The organism is Nocardia sp. NPDC058633 (assembly GCF_042717045.1).
Lineage (GTDB): Bacteria > Actinomycetota > Actinomycetes > Mycobacteriales > Mycobacteriaceae > Nocardia.
On record NZ_JBHXRA010000020.1, the window covers coordinates 1 to 14944 of the forward strand.

The 14944-nt window shown below is 65.7% G+C and carries 16 protein-coding genes; all 16 read right to left on the minus strand.

Annotated elements, in window-relative coordinates:
* Positions 1-268 precede the first annotated feature (268 nt).
* On the minus strand, positions 269-1549 hold the full coding sequence (gene murA / locus ACFWUR_RS24345; protein ID WP_378909831.1) for a UDP-N-acetylglucosamine 1-carboxyvinyltransferase: 1281 nt from the start codon (positions 1547-1549) through the stop codon (positions 269-271).
* A gap of 91 nt (positions 1550-1640) precedes the next feature.
* Positions 1641-2219 (minus strand): cob(I)yrinic acid a,c-diamide adenosyltransferase, encoded by a 579-nt coding sequence (locus ACFWUR_RS24350; RefSeq protein WP_378909832.1) that lies wholly within the window; start codon positions 2217-2219, stop codon positions 1641-1643.
* Entirely contained in the window at positions 2216-2644 is a 429-nt protein-coding gene (locus ACFWUR_RS24355; RefSeq protein ID WP_378909834.1) for a DUF2550 domain-containing protein, read from the minus strand. Before ACFWUR_RS24355 ends, ACFWUR_RS24350 begins: the two co-directional genes overlap by 4 nt.
* Positions 2645-2831: 187 nt before the next feature.
* Positions 2832-3209, minus strand: a complete 378-nt coding sequence (locus tag ACFWUR_RS24360) for a F0F1 ATP synthase subunit epsilon (RefSeq protein ID WP_378909836.1) — start codon at positions 3207-3209, stop codon at positions 2832-2834.
* A gap of 6 nt (positions 3210-3215) precedes the next feature.
* Positions 3216-4664: a F0F1 ATP synthase subunit beta gene (atpD, locus tag ACFWUR_RS24365; protein WP_378909837.1), complete on the minus strand. Its 1449-nt coding sequence runs from the start codon at positions 4662-4664 to the stop codon at positions 3216-3218.
* A gap of 25 nt (positions 4665-4689) precedes the next feature.
* Positions 4690-5661: a F0F1 ATP synthase subunit gamma gene (locus ACFWUR_RS24370; RefSeq protein WP_378909839.1), complete on the minus strand. Its 972-nt coding sequence runs from the start codon at positions 5659-5661 to the stop codon at positions 4690-4692.
* A gap of 59 nt (positions 5662-5720) precedes the next feature.
* Positions 5721-7361: a F0F1 ATP synthase subunit alpha gene (gene atpA / locus ACFWUR_RS24375; RefSeq protein WP_378909841.1), complete on the minus strand. Its 1641-nt coding sequence runs from the start codon at positions 7359-7361 to the stop codon at positions 5721-5723.
* A 58-nt stretch (positions 7362-7419) separates the two neighbouring features.
* The gene (locus tag ACFWUR_RS24380) at positions 7420-8232 is read right to left on the minus strand and encodes a F0F1 ATP synthase subunit delta (RefSeq protein ID WP_378909843.1); all 813 of its coding nucleotides are present in this window, start codon (positions 8230-8232) and stop codon (positions 7420-7422) included.
* Positions 8233-8251: 19 nt separating this feature from the next.
* Positions 8252-8806: a F0F1 ATP synthase subunit B gene (locus tag ACFWUR_RS24385; RefSeq protein WP_378909844.1), complete on the minus strand. Its 555-nt coding sequence runs from the start codon at positions 8804-8806 to the stop codon at positions 8252-8254.
* Positions 8807-8811: 5 nt separating this feature from the next.
* Positions 8812-9060 (minus strand): ATP synthase F0 subunit C, encoded by a 249-nt coding sequence (locus ACFWUR_RS24390; RefSeq protein WP_056817903.1) that lies wholly within the window; start codon positions 9058-9060, stop codon positions 8812-8814.
* A gap of 73 nt (positions 9061-9133) precedes the next feature.
* Positions 9134-9988 (minus strand): F0F1 ATP synthase subunit A, encoded by an 855-nt coding sequence (gene atpB / locus ACFWUR_RS24395; protein WP_378909846.1) that lies wholly within the window; start codon positions 9986-9988, stop codon positions 9134-9136.
* A 286-nt stretch (positions 9989-10274) separates the two neighbouring features.
* Positions 10275-10733 carry a hypothetical protein gene (locus ACFWUR_RS24400; protein ID WP_378909847.1) on the minus strand — a complete coding sequence of 153 codons (459 nt, stop codon included), beginning with the start codon at positions 10731-10733 and terminating at the stop codon, positions 10275-10277.
* 28 nt (positions 10734-10761) lie between these two features.
* The gene (locus ACFWUR_RS24405; RefSeq protein ID WP_378909848.1) at positions 10762-11892 is read right to left on the minus strand and encodes an MraY family glycosyltransferase; all 1131 of its coding nucleotides are present in this window, start codon (positions 11890-11892) and stop codon (positions 10762-10764) included.
* Between the two features lie 13 nt (positions 11893-11905).
* Positions 11906-12571, minus strand: a complete 666-nt coding sequence (locus ACFWUR_RS24410; RefSeq protein ID WP_056817909.1) for an L-threonylcarbamoyladenylate synthase — start codon at positions 12569-12571, stop codon at positions 11906-11908.
* Between the two features lie 269 nt (positions 12572-12840).
* The gene (gene prmC, locus ACFWUR_RS24415) at positions 12841-13722 is read right to left on the minus strand and encodes a peptide chain release factor N(5)-glutamine methyltransferase (RefSeq protein ID WP_378909850.1); all 882 of its coding nucleotides are present in this window, start codon (positions 13720-13722) and stop codon (positions 12841-12843) included.
* Positions 13723-13791: 69 nt separating this feature from the next.
* Positions 13792-14862: a peptide chain release factor 1 gene (gene prfA, locus ACFWUR_RS24420; protein ID WP_378909852.1), complete on the minus strand. Its 1071-nt coding sequence runs from the start codon at positions 14860-14862 to the stop codon at positions 13792-13794.
* Positions 14863-14944 lie beyond the last annotated feature (82 nt).

A 14944-nucleotide genomic window follows, 5' to 3' on the forward strand; every position in this document is an offset into this window, starting at 1 on the left:
GACACACTATTGAGTTCTCAAAGAACACACGCACACACTTCTACCCACAACTTCTCGTAGGGGTTTCGGTGAGGCAAGGGTTCAAACTTTAGCTCGAGGCCATCCCCGGAAGCAAGTTCCGAAGCATGTAACCCTGAACACATGATCAGTCAGGCGCTCAACGTCCTACCTTGTGTCCCAGCCAGTGGCCGAGTCGGTGTCCGTGTCGCTCTGACTCGAATAAAGTTACGTGCCGACCTGCGGGAAGTCAAATCGGCTGGTCAGGGCCCTATTTGGGCGTATCGACCCGTTCGACCTGTCCTCCGAGCGCTTGCATCTGCTCGACGAACCGGGGGTACCCGCGGTCGATGTGATAGACGTCGTGCACTTCGGTGACACCATCGGCGACCAGGCCGGCCAGGACCAGGCCCGCTCCCGCACGGATGTCCGAAGACCAGACCGGCGCACTCGACAACCGCGGGATCCCGCGAACTACCGCATGGTGACCGTCGGTCCGGGCGTCGGAGCCGAGCCGGATCATCTCCTCCACGAAGCGGAACCGCGCCTCGAAGACGTTCTCGGTGATCATCGAGGTGCCGTCGGCGATGGCGGCCAGGCCGATGGCCATCGGCTGCAGATCGGTCGGGAACCCGGGGAACGGCAGGGTCGCGAAGTTCACCGCACGCGGACGCTCGGCCTGAACAACCCGGAAACCATTGGGCTCGTAGGAGATTCGTGCTCCGGCCGAGCGCAACTTGTCCAGCACCAACGCCAGGTGCTTGGGGTTGACGCCGGTGACCCGGACATCGCCGGTGGTCATCGCGGCAGCGATGCCCCAGGTGGCGGCGACGATCCGGTCGCCGATCACCCGGTGGGTGGTGGGCGAGAGGCTCTTCACGCCCTGCACGGTGAGCACCGAGGAACCGGCACCCTCGATCCGCGCACCCATCTGGATGAGCATGGTGCACAGGTCGACGATGTCGGGCTCGCGCGCCGCGTTGTCGATGACCGTCTCCCCCTCGGCCAAGACCGCGGCCATCAGGATGTTCTCGGTCGCGCCCACCGACGGGAAGTCGAGGCGGATCCGCGCGCCCTGCAGCTGTTCGGCGGAAGCCACCACGCAACCGTGCTCGATCGCGCTGGTCGCACCGAGCAACCGCAGACCGGCCTGGTGCATGTCCAGCGGTCGCGAACCGATCGCGTCACCACCGGGCAGCGCGACGACCGCACGTTTGCAGCGCGCCATCAGCGGACCGAGCACACACACCGACGCGCGGAACTGCGTCACCGCGGGAAAATCCGCGTGGTACTTGGGTTCGGCGGGGGTATCGATCGTCACCACCGAGTTGTCGCCACTGACATCGTCGGAGATCGTCACGTCGCAGCCGAGGCCGCGCAGCACCTCCGCCATCAGGGGGACATCGAGGATGTCCGGGCAGTTGGTGATGATGGTCGTGCCCTCGGCCAGCAACGAGGCAGCCATCAGCTTCAGCACGCTGTTCTTCGCGCCGCCGACCGCGACCTCGCCGACGAGTCGATTGCCGCCGGACACCAGAAACCGTTCGCTCACCACGCCAGCTTATCGACCGTCACGCGACGACACGCCCCCCTGTCACGAAACAACAAGAAACCGGCCGATTCTCCGCGTCGGAGAGTCGCTTTCAGCGCGGCAGACCGCCGCCGGGTTGCCACAACACGTCACCGGAGGGATTGGTGGCCCGGCTGAGGATGAACAGCAGGTCCGAGAGACGATTCAGATATTTCGCGGGCAGCACACCGGTGTCGTCGGGGTGGGCTTCGACGGCCGCCCACGCGGATCGCTCGGCGCGGCGAACCACGGTACGGGCTGTGTGCAACAACGCAGCCAACGGCGTGCCGCCGGGCAGAATGAACGAATTCAACGGTGCGAGACCGTCGTTGAACTCATCGCACCATGCCTCGAGCCGGTCGATATAGGGCTGGGTGATCCGCAACGGCGGATACTTGGGTTCGGCGACAACCGGGGTGGACAGGTCGGCGCCCGCGTCGAACAGATCGTTCTGGATCTGGCGCAGCACCGCGAGCACTGTGGGTTCGGGCGCACCGAGAGCAACAGCGACACCGAGAGCGGAGTTGGCCTCGTCGCAGTCGGCGTAGGCGATCAGGCGCGGATCGTTCTTGGCGACACGAGAGAAATCGCTGAGGCCGGTCGTACCGTCATCACCGGTGCGGGTATAGATCCGGGTCAAATGCACGCTCACGGCTGGCCTCCACGGGTACGGCGGGCTCGATCGGACGGTCGCGACTCCACCCAGGACAGAAAGGCCGCCATCGAACCGCGGTCGAGCGCCAGCTCGAAATTGCTCTGCGGATCGGTGACGGCTACCACCACGATGTCATCGCTCATGATGTCGAACTCGTCGCCCTGCGGCGCTCGACGCTCGACGATCTCGAGACCCTGCCGATGCACCGTGGAGTCGGGCCCGAATTTCAGGCTGGTCAGTTTGAAGAAGACGAGGCGATCCTCGTCGTAGCGAATGAGCCCGTGGCGCCATCCGTGACCGCCGCGCGCGGGCAGCGCGCGTAGCAGCGCGGCCGTGCCCCCGCGGCGCAACATCACCAGGCGGTAGGTCGACGCACCGGCTACGAACACGAGCGTCAGCACCAGAATGATCAGGAGAACCATCCCGGTTTGCAATGCCGTACGCCCTTTCGCTCTTGCCGGTGTCCAAGACACCCCCGCCCTCATATTCAATCACGCCCGTGACAGGGCGCTCCGGGCGGATCGTCCATCCTCGGCAAGAGGCCGGATGAACAACTCTGCCGGCGAGGAACCGAAGTTCCTCGCCGGCAGAGGCGTTGTTCTACTGCGATCAGTCGGTCACGGTCGCTTCGACCGCGCGCACCTTGCCCTGTGCCGCACGCAGCTCCACTTCGGAGGCGCTCGCGTCGGACAACACCTTGCGCGCCGCGTCGACGTCGACCTCGCCCGCGAGATCCGCGGACTCGGCCAGCACACGCACGGTGTCGGCGGTGACCGAGAAGAAACCGCCGTGGACCGCGGCGACGATCCGCTCGCCGTCGGTCGACACGATCGAAACCGTGCCGCCCTCGACGAGCTGACCGAGCAGCGGCTCGTGGCCTGCCATGATGCCGATCTGACCCTCGGTGGTCTGCGCGCTGACGAACGAAGCCTGGCCGGACCAGATCTTGCGCTCGACAGCTACGAGATCAACTGTCATCTCCGCCATAGTGGACTACTTCCCGAGGATCTTCTTCGCGGCTGCCTCGACGTCGTCGAGACCACCGCAGGAGTTGAACGCCTGCTCCGGGAAGTGGTCGAACTCGCCCTTGCAGACACGGTCGAAGTCGTCGATGGTCTGTTCCAGCGGAACGACCGAGCCGACCTGGCCGGTGAACTTCTCGGCGACGATGAAGTTCTGACCCAGGAACTTCTCCAGGCGACGGGCGCGACCGACGAGAACCTTGTCCTCTTCGGAGAGCTCGTCCATGCCGAGGATGGCGATGATGTCCTGCAGTTCCTTGTACTTCTGCAGGATCCGCTTGACCTCGTTGGCGACCCGGAAGTGGCGCTCGCCGACGATCGAAGCCTCGAGGATACGAGAAGTCGAGGTCAGCGGGTCGACGGCCGGGTAGATGCCCTTCTGCGAGATCGGGCGCGAAAGCTCGGTCGTCGCATCCAGGTGGGCGAAGGTGGTCGCCGGCGCCGGGTCGGTGTAGTCGTCGGCGGGGACGTAGATCGCCTGCAGCGAGGTGATCGAGCGACCCTTGGTCGAGGTGATGCGCTCCTGGAGCTGACCCATCTCGTCCGCCAGCGTCGGCTGGTAACCCACGGCCGAAGGCATGCGACCCAGCAGGGTCGAGACCTCGGAACCGGCCTGGGTGAAACGGAAGATGTTGTCGATAAAGAGCAGCACGTCCTGGTGCTGGACATCGCGGAAGTACTCCGCCATGGTCAGCGCCGACAGGGCCACGCGCATACGCGTGCCCGGCGGCTCGTCCATCTGGCCGAAGACGAGGGCGGTGTCCGGAAGGACGCCCATCTCTTCCATTTCCAGACGGAGGTCGGTGCCCTCACGAGTACGCTCACCGACGCCCGCGAACACCGAGGTGCCCGAGAACTCGCGAGCGATACGGGTGATCATCTCCTGGATCAGCACGGTCTTGCCGACACCGGCACCACCGAACAGACCGATCTTGCCGCCCTTGACGTACGGGGTCAGCAGGTCGATGACCTTGACGCCGGTCTCGAGGATCTCGGTCTTGCCCTCGAGCTGGTCGAAGCTCGGCGGCTGACGGTGGATGCCCCACTGCTCGCCGTCACGGCCGAGGCCGGGAGTGTCGAGGCAGTCACCGAGGGCGTTGAACACGTGGCCCTTGACGATGTCACCGACGGGCACCGAGATCGGCTTGCCGGTATCGGTGACAGTCGCGCCACGGACCAGGCCGTCGGTCGGCTGCATCGAGATGGTGCGCACGATGTTGTCGCCGAGGTGCTGAGCGACCTCGAGGGTGAGGGTCTTGGCTACCGACGGGAGTTCGATGTCGGAGTTCAGAGCATTGAAGAGCTCGGGGATGGCGCCACGCGGGAACTCGACGTCCACGACGGGGCCGATGACACGGACGACGCGACCAGCGGTTTCGCCCGCCTTCTTCGCGTTGTCCTGAGTGACAGCTGCGGTCATTAGATTGGTTCTCTTCCTGCGCTTCTTAGTCGCGGTCCGAGCTCGACGCCAGCGCGTTGACGCCGCCGACGATTTCGCTGATTTCCTGCGTGATCTGGGCCTGACGCACCGAGTTCGCCTCGCGCTGGAGCACATTGGCCAGCTCGTTGGCGTTATCGGTCGCCGCCTTCATTGCGGTGCGCCGAGCCGCGGACTCGGATGCCGCTGCCTCGAGCAACGATGCGTAGATACGCGTGTTGATGTACTTGGGCAGCAGAGCCCCGAGTAGCACGTCGGCATCCGGCTCGAACTCGTACTGTGCCGTGGCCACCACGTTCGGCGAGTCCGACATGATGTCGTCGCCGAGCTCGTAGCTCTCGTCGACGTAGCTGACCTGGATCGGCGCCAGGCGGCGCACCTCCGGGTTCTGGGTCAGCATCGACACGAACTTGGTGTACACGATGTGCAGCTCGTCGACACCCTCGATGGTTCCGGTGCCGTCGAGCGAGGGGACCTCGCCGTCGGAGCCGGCCATGAAGGCCTCGACCAGGTGCCCGCACGCGGCCGACGCGTCGGTGTACTTGGGCTGCTGGGAGAACCCGAACCACGACGCCTGGTACGGACGGTTGCGGAACTTGTAGTACGTGATGCCCTTACTGCCCATCACGTACAGAACGGGTTCCTTGCCGTCGCCACGCAGCGTGGTCATGAGCTCTTCGGCACGCTTGAGCACGTTCGAGTTGTAGCCACCGCACATACCGCTGTCACTGGTGATCACCAGGACGGCGGCCCGACGAGCGTTGGGACGCTCGGTCAGCAGCGGGTGCGACAGGTTCTTCGAAGCGCTCGCCAGTTCGCCGAGGACCTTGGTGATCTCCTCGGCGTACGGCTTGGCAGCCGCAACCCTGGCCTGGGCCTTGGAAATTCGCGAGGTCGCGATCAGTTCCTGAGCCTTGGTGATCTTCTTGATCGAATTCACACCACGAATGCGGGAGCGCAATTCGCGCAAACTAGCCACTAGCGGTTCACACTCCCCTCATTCGTCAGATCGGAAATTGCCGACATCATGGACCCGGCTTACTTGTCGACGTGCTTGCGAGTGACCGACAGCGATTCGACCTCTTCGTGATCCAGATCGCCGGCAGCGGCCTCGTTCACGATGCGAGAGCCGTCCGAAGCGAGGAAGCCCTGCTTGAACTTCTCGGTCTCGGCCTTGATCGCGTCGGCGGCCTCGCCGGCGAGCGGCTTCTTGCCGCCCTCGAGCGCGTCGAACGAGCTCTGGGTCGCGCCGTGCAGGTACTCGAGCAGCTCGGCGGTGAAGCGACGCACGTCTTCGACGGGCACCGACTCGTAGTAACCGGCGTCGACCAGGAAGATCGAGACGACCTGATCCTCGACCGAGACCGGGGAGTACTGGTCCTGCTTGAGCAGCTCGACCCAGCGGGCACCGCGCTCGAGCTGCGCCAGCGACGCGGCATCGAGGTCGGAGGCGAAGGCGGAGAACGCCTCCAGCTCGCGGTACTGCGCCATTTCCAGACGCAGCGAACCGGCGACCTTCTTCATGGCCTTGGTCTGGGCGGCGCCACCGACACGGGAGACCGAGGTACCGACGTTGATCGCCGGGCGGACGCCCTTGTTGAACAGGTCGGACTCGAGGAAGACCTGGCCGTCGGTGATGGAGATGACGTTGGTCGGGATGAACGCCGAGACGTCGTTGGCCTTGGTCTCGATGATCGGCAGACCGGTCATCGAGCCCGCGCCCATTTCGTCGGACAGCTTCGCGCAACGCTCCAGCAGACGGGAGTGCAGGTAGAAGACGTCACCGGGGTACGCCTCGCGGCCCGGCGGACGACGCAGCAGCAGCGAGATGGCGCGGTACGCCTCGGCCTGCTTGGTCAGGTCGTCGAACACGATGAGGACGTGCTTGCCCTGGTACATCCAGTGCTGGCCGATGGCCGAACCGGTGTACGGAGCCAGCCACTTGAAGCCGGCGGAGTCGGAGGCCGGGGCCGCGACGATGGTGGTGTACTCCATCGCGCCGTGCTCCTCGAGCGCGGTCTTGACGCCCGCGATGGTGGAACCCTTCTGGCCGATCGCGACATAGATGCAGCGAACCTGCTTGTCGGCGTCGCCGGTCTCCCAGTTCGCCTTCTGGTTCAGGATCGCGTCGATCGCGACGGCGGTCTTGCCCGTCTTACGGTCGCCGATGATCAGCTGACGCTGGCCGCGGCCGATGGCGGTCAGCGCGTCGATCGCGGTGATACCGGTGGCGAGGGGCTCTTCGACCGGCTGACGTTCCAGCACGGACGCGGCCTGCAGCTCCAGCACGCGGCGCTCGTCGGTCTCGATCTCGCCCAGGCCGTCGATCGGCTGGCCGAGCGGGTTGACGACGCGACCGAGGAACTTGTCACCCACGGGAACGGAGAGCACGTCGCCGGTGCGACGGACCTGCTGGCCCTCTTCCAGCGAGGCGTACTCGCCGAGGATGACGGCACCGATGTTGGTGTCCTCGAGGTTCAGCGCGACGCCGAGAACCCCGCCGGGGAACTCGAGCAGCTCGTTGGCCATCGCCGAAGGCAGACCGCTGACGTGCGCGATGCCGTCGCCGGTATCGGTCACGAGGCCGACTTCTTCGATGGAGGTTTCCGGGGTGTAGCTCTGGGTGTAGCTCTCGATCGCGCTACGGATCTCGTCGGAGGAGATCGTCAGCTCCGCCATGTTGTTCCTGCTCTCGCTGTGGTCTCGAATTCGGGGGTTGGAGTCTGCGTGGTGTCCGTCAGGACAGGGCCCGACGCAGCTTCTCCAGTCGGCCGGTGGCGCTGCCGTCGATCACGTCGTCTCCGACGCGGACGACGACGCCGCTCAGCAGCGTCGGGTCGACCTGCACGTGCACGGTGACCGCTTTGCCGTAGATCCGCTGCAGGGAAGCCGACAGCTTCTCCTTCTGCGAACCGGTCAGCTCGACCGCCGAGTGCGCGTGGGCGACGATCTGGTCACGACGGGCCGCCGCCAGATCGGACAGGGCGTCGAAGGTGACGCCGATGTTGTTGGCCCGCAGTCGGGTCACCGCCTGCTCGGCCAGGGCCAGTGTGACCGGCTCGGCCTTGCCGGTGAGCAGCCGCTCGATCAGTTCGCGCCGCGCCGAAGCGGGCTTGCCGTGATCGGAGAGTGCCTGCTCCAGCTGCGGGTTGTCGGCGACGATGCGTCCGAGCCGGAACAGCTCGTCCTCCACCGCGTCCTGACGGCCACCGACGGCGGCCGACTCCAGCAGAGCTTCCTGCCCGAGCAGCACCAGGGTGTCGACCAGATCGCGGGTGCGTGACCAGTTCTGTGCCACCGCGGTGGTCAGCACTGCCTGCGTGGCAGCGCTGACCTTGCCGCCGAAGACCCGCTCACTGAGTTCAGCGCGCGCCGAACCCGGCACCGAGGCGTCCGCGAGCGCCACACGCAGCGAACGCTGGTCGTCCAGCACGGCGACAACGGCGAACAGTTCCGACCCCGTTGTGGCCGCAACAGTTTCGCTTCCGGTCAGAGCGACCCGAAGCGCCTCGCGAGACCGGGTACTGGCCTCGCGGCTCGCTGCGTACATGCTTCTCACTTTCGCGTCGCTACCTTCCGACCCCGATGGCGTCGGTGTCGTCGAGTTCACTGAGGAACTTGTCGATCGACGCCGCCTGCTTGGCTTCGTCCGAAACAGACTGACCGATGATCTTCTCGGCCAGGTCGACGGCCGTACGGCCGACCTCGGAACGCAGCTCCGTCAGGATCTGCTGGCGCTGGGCTTCCAGCTGGGAGTGACCGGCGGCGACGATACGGTCGCTTTCGGCCTGGGCATCCGTGCGCATCTGCGCGAGGATCTGCTGACCCTGGGTGCGTGCTTCCTCACGGATGCGCGCGGCCTCGAGCCGGGCGTCGGCCAGCTGCTGCTGATACTGCTCCAGCGTTTGCTGTGCTTCGGCCTGGGCTGCTTCAGCCCTGGCGATACCGCCTTCGATCTTGTCCGTGCGCTCTTCGAGTGTCTTGGTCACACGTGGGATCACGTATTTCCAGAAGAGCACGCCGATGATGACGACACAGACGATCGACCAGACGATGTCGTACGTTGCGGGGAGGAGGGGATTCACATCCTCTCCCTCTGCGGCGAGCGTGATGAGTTCGCGCATCGGAATCAGAAGATGAAGCCGGCGACGAGGCCGATCAGTGCCAGCGCCTCGGTGAACGCGATACCGAGGAACATGGTGGTACGGATCTGGCCGGACAGCTCGGGCTGACGAGCGATGCCCTCGATGGCCTTACCGACGACGATACCCACGCCGATGCCGGGGCCGATCGCGGCCAGACCGTAGCCGATGGCGCCGAAGCCCTTGAAGGTGCTCTCGGTGGTCGCGGCTTCCTGGGCCAGGTAAGCGAGGCTCATGAATCTTTCCCTTTCTGTTGCTCACCCGCCGGTCGGCGTGTGTAGCAGGTTTCCGGTCGTTGGTTCAGTCGGGTCAGTGGTCGGCAGCGTGCTGCGACTGGCCGATGTACACGGCAGTCAGCAGCGCGAAAACGTAGGCCTGCAGGAAGATCACCAGCAGCTCGAAGAGCGTGAAGCCGATGCCGGCCAGCAGCGAGAACGGCGAGAAGACCTTCATCCACGCGGCGGCGTCGAACAGGAAGAACCAGGTCGCGCTGAAGAACAGCACCAGCATGATGTGGCCGGCCAGCATGTTGGCCAGAAGACGCACGGTCAGCGTGAACGGGCGCAGGATGAAGGTCGAGATGAACTCGATCGGGATCAGCAGCACGTGCAGCGCGATCGGCACGTCGGGAACGACGATGCTGTGGCGGATGTAGGAGAAGAACCCGTACTTCCGGATGCCGACGTAGTTGTACGCGATATAGACGATCGCGGCCAGAACCAGCGGCATGCCGATGCGCGCATTGGACGAGATGTTCAATCCCGGAATCACACCGGAGAAGTTCAGGAAGAGAACCGTGAAGAAGATCGTCGCGATCAGCGGGAGGAACTTCTTGCCGGTTTCCTTGCCGAGTACCTCGTCGGCGATCTGCTCCTTGACGAAAACCACACCGGCTTCCATCACGTTCTGCAGGCCGCGCGGCACGATCTTCGGCGAGCGGAATGCCAGCACGAAGACGGCCACCAAAACAGCGGTCATCAGCAGCCGGACCAGCATCAGGCGATCGAGTTCGAACGGCGTCCCCGCGAACAGCACTGCTGGAGGGTAGAAGTCGGACAGCGATGGCGCGTGAAACTCGCCCGCCGCCAAAGTGATGACGCTCAGCGTTCTCTCCCGTGTTCGGGCCGCAGGTACGACTGTCATTCCCGCGGTTCGATCGGACATTGACGATCAATGGGGTCGACTCTGGTCGGCTCGAAATTCGACAGCCGCTCGTACGGTGTAACCCGTATCGGCTTCTGTTCGGGCGTCGGCGACATCGTCGACATGCTTCAACCGGGCACTATCCACCCGGATCGGCAGTAAGCATAGCGGCACCGGGTGGGATCGTTATGATCCCCCCTGGTAACTCGAGACATTGCCCCGAGTTTGTCGGGCCGAGTCTCTAGCTTGGGTGCTTGCTTACCAACACTTTACCAAGCTATCTACGACAGTGCGTAGCTGGGTGGGATTATTCCTGCTCGGAAGCCGTTTCGCCGTCTCCCGCGCGTGTCGTGACGTACGGAACCTTCTGGCTCACAACGCCGTACGTCTCGGCGCCGAGGACGATCAGCAGGGCTCCTACCACCGTAAAGAACAGCGCGGGCCTGCTGTAGAAGTCGAACTGGTTGAGCACGACGATCACCAGCAGCGCCACCAGCATCTTGCCGACCCAGCTGACCAGCATGACCGCGCCGGCCATGGTCGGCGGCAGCTTGGCGCCGAACAGCACCGCCACGACCGTGGTGAGGATGAATCCGCCCCCGATCGCGGCACCGAGCAGCGCACCCCACAGCCCGGGCATCCCGGCCACGGCCGAAGCGATCGCCACGGAGACGACCACGAGCACGCCGAGGCCGATCAGGCCGTAGCGCAGCGCGGCGCGCAGGGGGGCGTCAGGGCCTGGCACGGTTTCCGGTGTAGAGCTCACGGCCCGAACTTTACCTTGCGGGGCGAACTCAGTGCTGCGCCGACTCCGACCTGCGCACCGACGGGATCGCGGTCACTACCAGCGCGAACACCAATCCGCCCGCCACCAGCAGGACAACGAGGCGTCTATCCATCAATGACGTTCCCACCGCACCGAACGCGAGTACGCCGACCCATAAATAGATCAGCAGTACGACGCGGCGGTGCGAATGCCCGATCTGGAGCAATCGGTGGTGCAGATGCATTTTGTCCGGTGTGGAGAAACTCACGCCGGCGCGCACCCGGCGCACGATCGCCAGCAACAGGTCGAGTACCGGAATGAACATCACCGCGCCGACCAGCAACAGCGGCGACAGCAAACCGACAATGTCGCGCGGGCCGTAACCCTGCAGCGGAATTCGGCCGGAAGCGCCGGTGGATACCGCGGCCAGGATCAAACCGATCATCATGGAGCCGGTATCGCCCATGAATATTCGGGCCGGGGAGAAATTGTGCGGCAGAAATCCCAGGCACGCGCCCGCCAGCGCGGCGGCCAACAGCGCGGGCGGATAGGTGTCGACCGAACCGCCCTGGTCATAGAGCAGACCGATGGAGAACACGAAAACCGCGGTCGCGCAGATCAAACCGAGGCCCGCGGCCAGGCCGTCCAAACCGTCGACGAAGTTCATCGCGTTCACCAGGGTGACGGTGATGCCGACGGTGACCAGACCGCCCTGCAACGCGTCGAGCACCACGGTGGTGTCGTTGAACGGGTTGTAGATCACGTACCAGCTCAGACCCATCACGGCCATCACGCCCGCCGCGGTGATCTGACCGACGAATTTGGTGAGCGCGTCCAGTCCCCATCGGTCGTCGACGATGCCGACCAGCACGATGATCGTCGCGGCGACCAGCACCGCAGGAATGTCCGGGGCGTAGTCGAAACCTCTTCGCAGCGCGGGCAATTGGTGTGCGAACAACACCGCGGCGACGACGCCGACATACATGCCGACACCGCCCATTCGCGGTACCGGCTTCACGTGCACATCGCGCTCGCGCGGCACCGCCACCGCACCGAACCCGATGGCGAGCACTCGCACACCACCGGTGGCGAGGAAGGTCACGGTGGCGGAGACGAGCAGCACGAGCAACAGCTCGCGCAGGGGGACGACTGAACTCATCAGCTGCGTGCGATCACCGCTGCGCGGAGCTGATCAGGGCTTCCGGCACCATCCCGAGCACCTCCGCGATATCGGCCACCGACACAGCACCCTCCCGCAACACCCGCGGCTGATCCGCGGTGAGATCGACAATCGTCGAGGCCACGGCGTGTTCGGCCGGGCCACCGTCGAGATACACACTCGCCAGCGACCCCAGCTGCTCACGCGCCTGCGCGGCGGTGGTCGCCGGCGGCTGGCCCGACACATTGGCGCTCGACACCGCCAGCGGCCCGACCTCACGCAACAGTTCGAGTGCCACCGGATGCAACGGCATCCGCAGCATCACCGTGCCACGGGTATCGCCGAGATCCCACGCGAGCGAGGGCGCCGCCTGCACGACAAGACTCAGCGCACCGGGCCAGAACGCGCGAATCAAGTCGCGTGCCTGCGGCCGCACCGAGAACACCAGCCCATCGATCGTGTGCCACGACCCGACGAGCACCGGAACGGGCATATCGCGCCCGCGCCGTTTAGCAGCCAGTAGATCGCTCACGGCGGCGGAATCGAATGCGTCGGCGGCGAGGCCATAGAGCGTATCCGTCGGCATGACGACCAGCCGCCCGGACTTCAACGCGCTGGTCGCGGCGGTGATGCCGGCCGCCCGCGAATCGGCTTCAGCACAGTCATAGACGGTACTCACCCTGTTCCGCCTCTCTAGTCCGCCTCCCCGCGACTCCTAGCCGGTCTCGGGTGCGGCAAGAGTCTAGTCCCCGGGCCCGCGGTCAGGTGACGGGGGACTTTTGGGCGTCGTCGGGGAGTTGCCCTGTGCGCGCGAGATCAGCCGATGCGTCAGATGCTCGGAGTGTGCTGCACCGCACGGGTGCTCGCTCGACCATGCGATTCGCCTATGACGGGTGTTTGCCGGGTACGGCAGCAGCCGCACGTCGTCGCCGCGGGGCTCGGTCGCGGTCAGCGGTCGGCGGGGCGGCGGGCGACGACGAAGCGAGGCTTGTCGGTGAGGTCGGTGTGTTCGACGACGTCGATGAAATCGGCGTCCGCGAGCAGCGCGGCCACTCCCCCGCCGTTGGTGTCGTCGTGCTCGATGGCGGTGGCGCCGCCGGGACGCAGCAGACGGCCGATGGTGGGAACCATCGCTCGGATGATGTCGAGGCCGTCCGGGCCGCCGAAGAGGGCTCGATGAGGGTCGTGGTCGGCCACCTCGGGATCGAGGATCGCCGCGTCGGGAATATAGGGCGGGTTGGTCACGACCAGGTCGACGCGGGCCGTCAGCAGGGCGAGCAGGGCCGGGTCGGTGACATCGTCGGGATGCAGGATGATCGGTGTGTCGCCCTCGGCCGCGCGGGTCTCGGCGTTGCGGCGCGCCCAGATGAGCGCATCGGGGTCGAGTTCGACGGCGTGGACCTCGGCGTCGGGACGGGCGTGCGCGATGGCCAGTGCCAGTGCGCCCGACCCTGTACACAGGTCGACGACGGTCGGCGCGTGATCGTGCGGGAGGGTCGCGAGGTGGGCCAGTGCCCAGGCGAACAGCAGTTCGGTTTCCGGGCGCGGCACGAAGACGCCGGGGCCGACAGCGAGGTCGATCTCGCCCATCGCCGCCGTTCCGGTCAGGTGCTGCAACGGAATTCGCGCTGCGCGCTGTTCGATCAGCGCCCGGTATCGGTCGGCGGTCTCGATCTCGATCATCGGGATCAGCGCCAGCCGCATGCGCTCGGTGTCGAGTACATGGGCGGCCAGGCTCTCCGCGTCGGGCATGGGCGAACCGACACCCGCCTCGGCCAGCCGCGCGGCGGCCTCGACGATCAGCGGACGCAATCGGAGCCGCTCGGTCACGGCGTCGTCCCTCGGGTGCCTCGCGTGGCTACGTGAGCCGGTTGCCCCAGGCGCTGACGGCTCATCCCTTTACTCGGCAGCCATGCGAGCGTCGCGGTCCGCCTTGCCGAGCGCGTCGAGCAACGGGTCGAGATCGCCGTCGAGGACGGCGTCGAGATTGTGCGACTTGAAACCGATGCGATGGTCGGCGATCCGGTTCTCCGGGAAGTTGTAGGTGCGGATGCGTTCGGAACGGTCGACCGTGCGGATCTGGCTCGCGCGACCGGCCGCGGCTTCCTGATCGGCCTGCTCCTCGGCCAGCGCCTGCAGTCGCGCGGCGAGCACCTGCATCGCGCGCGCCTTGTTCTGCAGCTGGGAACGTTCGTTCTGGCAGGTCACCACGATGCCCGACGGCAAATGGGTGAGGCGGACCGCGGAGTCGGTGGTGTTGACGCCCTGGCCGCCCTTGCCGGAGGAGCGGTAGACGTCGACGCGCAGATCGGTCTCGTCGATCTGCACCTGCTCGACCTCGTCGGGTTCGGGGTAGATCAACACGCCCGCGGCCGAAGTATGGATGCGGCCCTGCGATTCGGTCACCGGCACGCGCTGCACCCGGTGCACCCCGCCCTCGAACTTGAAGCGCGACCACACCCCGTCGCGTGCCGCGTCCTTGCTCTTGATCGACAGTGTCGCGTCCTTGTACCCGCCCAGGTCGGAGTAGGTGACGTCGAGCGTCTCCACCTTCCACCCGTGCCGCTCGGCGTAGCGGATGTACATGCGCGCCAGATCAGCGGCGAACAGCGCCGATTCCTCACCGCCCTCGCCGGACTTCACCTCGAGCACCACGTCGTCACCGTCGTGCGGGTCGCGCGGGGCGAGCAAGTCGGCGAGAGCCTGTTCCAGCTCCACCAGTTGGGTCTGTAGCCCCGGCACCTCCGCGGCGAACGACGCGTCGTCGGAGGCCAGCTCACGAGCGGCCTCCAGATCGTCGCGCACGGACTCGAGCTTGCGATAGGTGCTCATCACCGGTGCCAACTCGGCGAACCGCTTCCCCACCCGCCGCGCCGCACCCGTGTCGTTGTGCAACGCCGGATCGGCGAGCTGCATCTCCAGACCGGCATATTCGGCCAGAATGTCGTCGATTGCGGACGGCTGCGTCACGTGAAGTTCCTTATGTGGTGTGCGAAAGCGATGACCTCGGGTACAGAAACCACCAACGCCCGGCCTGCGAAAAGCAGTCCGG

Coding starts and splice junctions, on each gene's coding strand:
- atpA (WP_378909841.1), bottom strand. CDS start 7,361: ATGGCGGAGCTGACGATCTCCTCCGACGAGATCCGTAGCGCGATCGAG.
- ACFWUR_RS24360 (WP_378909836.1), bottom strand. CDS start 3,209: ATGGCGGAGATGACAGTTGATCTCGTAGCTGTCGAGCGCAAGATCTGG.
- atpB (WP_378909846.1), bottom strand. CDS start 9,988: ATGTCCGATCGAACCGCGGGAATGACAGTCGTACCTGCGGCCCGAACA.
- atpD (WP_378909837.1), bottom strand. CDS start 4,664: ATGACCGCAGCTGTCACTCAGGACAACGCGAAGAAGGCGGGCGAAACC.
- ACFWUR_RS24390 (WP_056817903.1), bottom strand. CDS start 9,060: ATGAGCCTCGCTTACCTGGCCCAGGAAGCCGCGACCACCGAGAGCACC.
- ACFWUR_RS24405 (WP_378909848.1), bottom strand. CDS start 11,892: ATGAGTTCAGTCGTCCCCCTGCGCGAGCTGTTGCTCGTGCTGCTCGTC.
- ACFWUR_RS24385 (WP_378909844.1), bottom strand. CDS start 8,806: ATGCGCGAACTCATCACGCTCGCCGCAGAGGGAGAGGATGTGAATCCC.
- ACFWUR_RS24380 (WP_378909843.1), bottom strand. CDS start 8,232: ATGTACGCAGCGAGCCGCGAGGCCAGTACCCGGTCTCGCGAGGCGCTT.
- ACFWUR_RS24355 (WP_378909834.1), bottom strand. CDS start 2,644: ATGGTTCTCCTGATCATTCTGGTGCTGACGCTCGTGTTCGTAGCCGGT.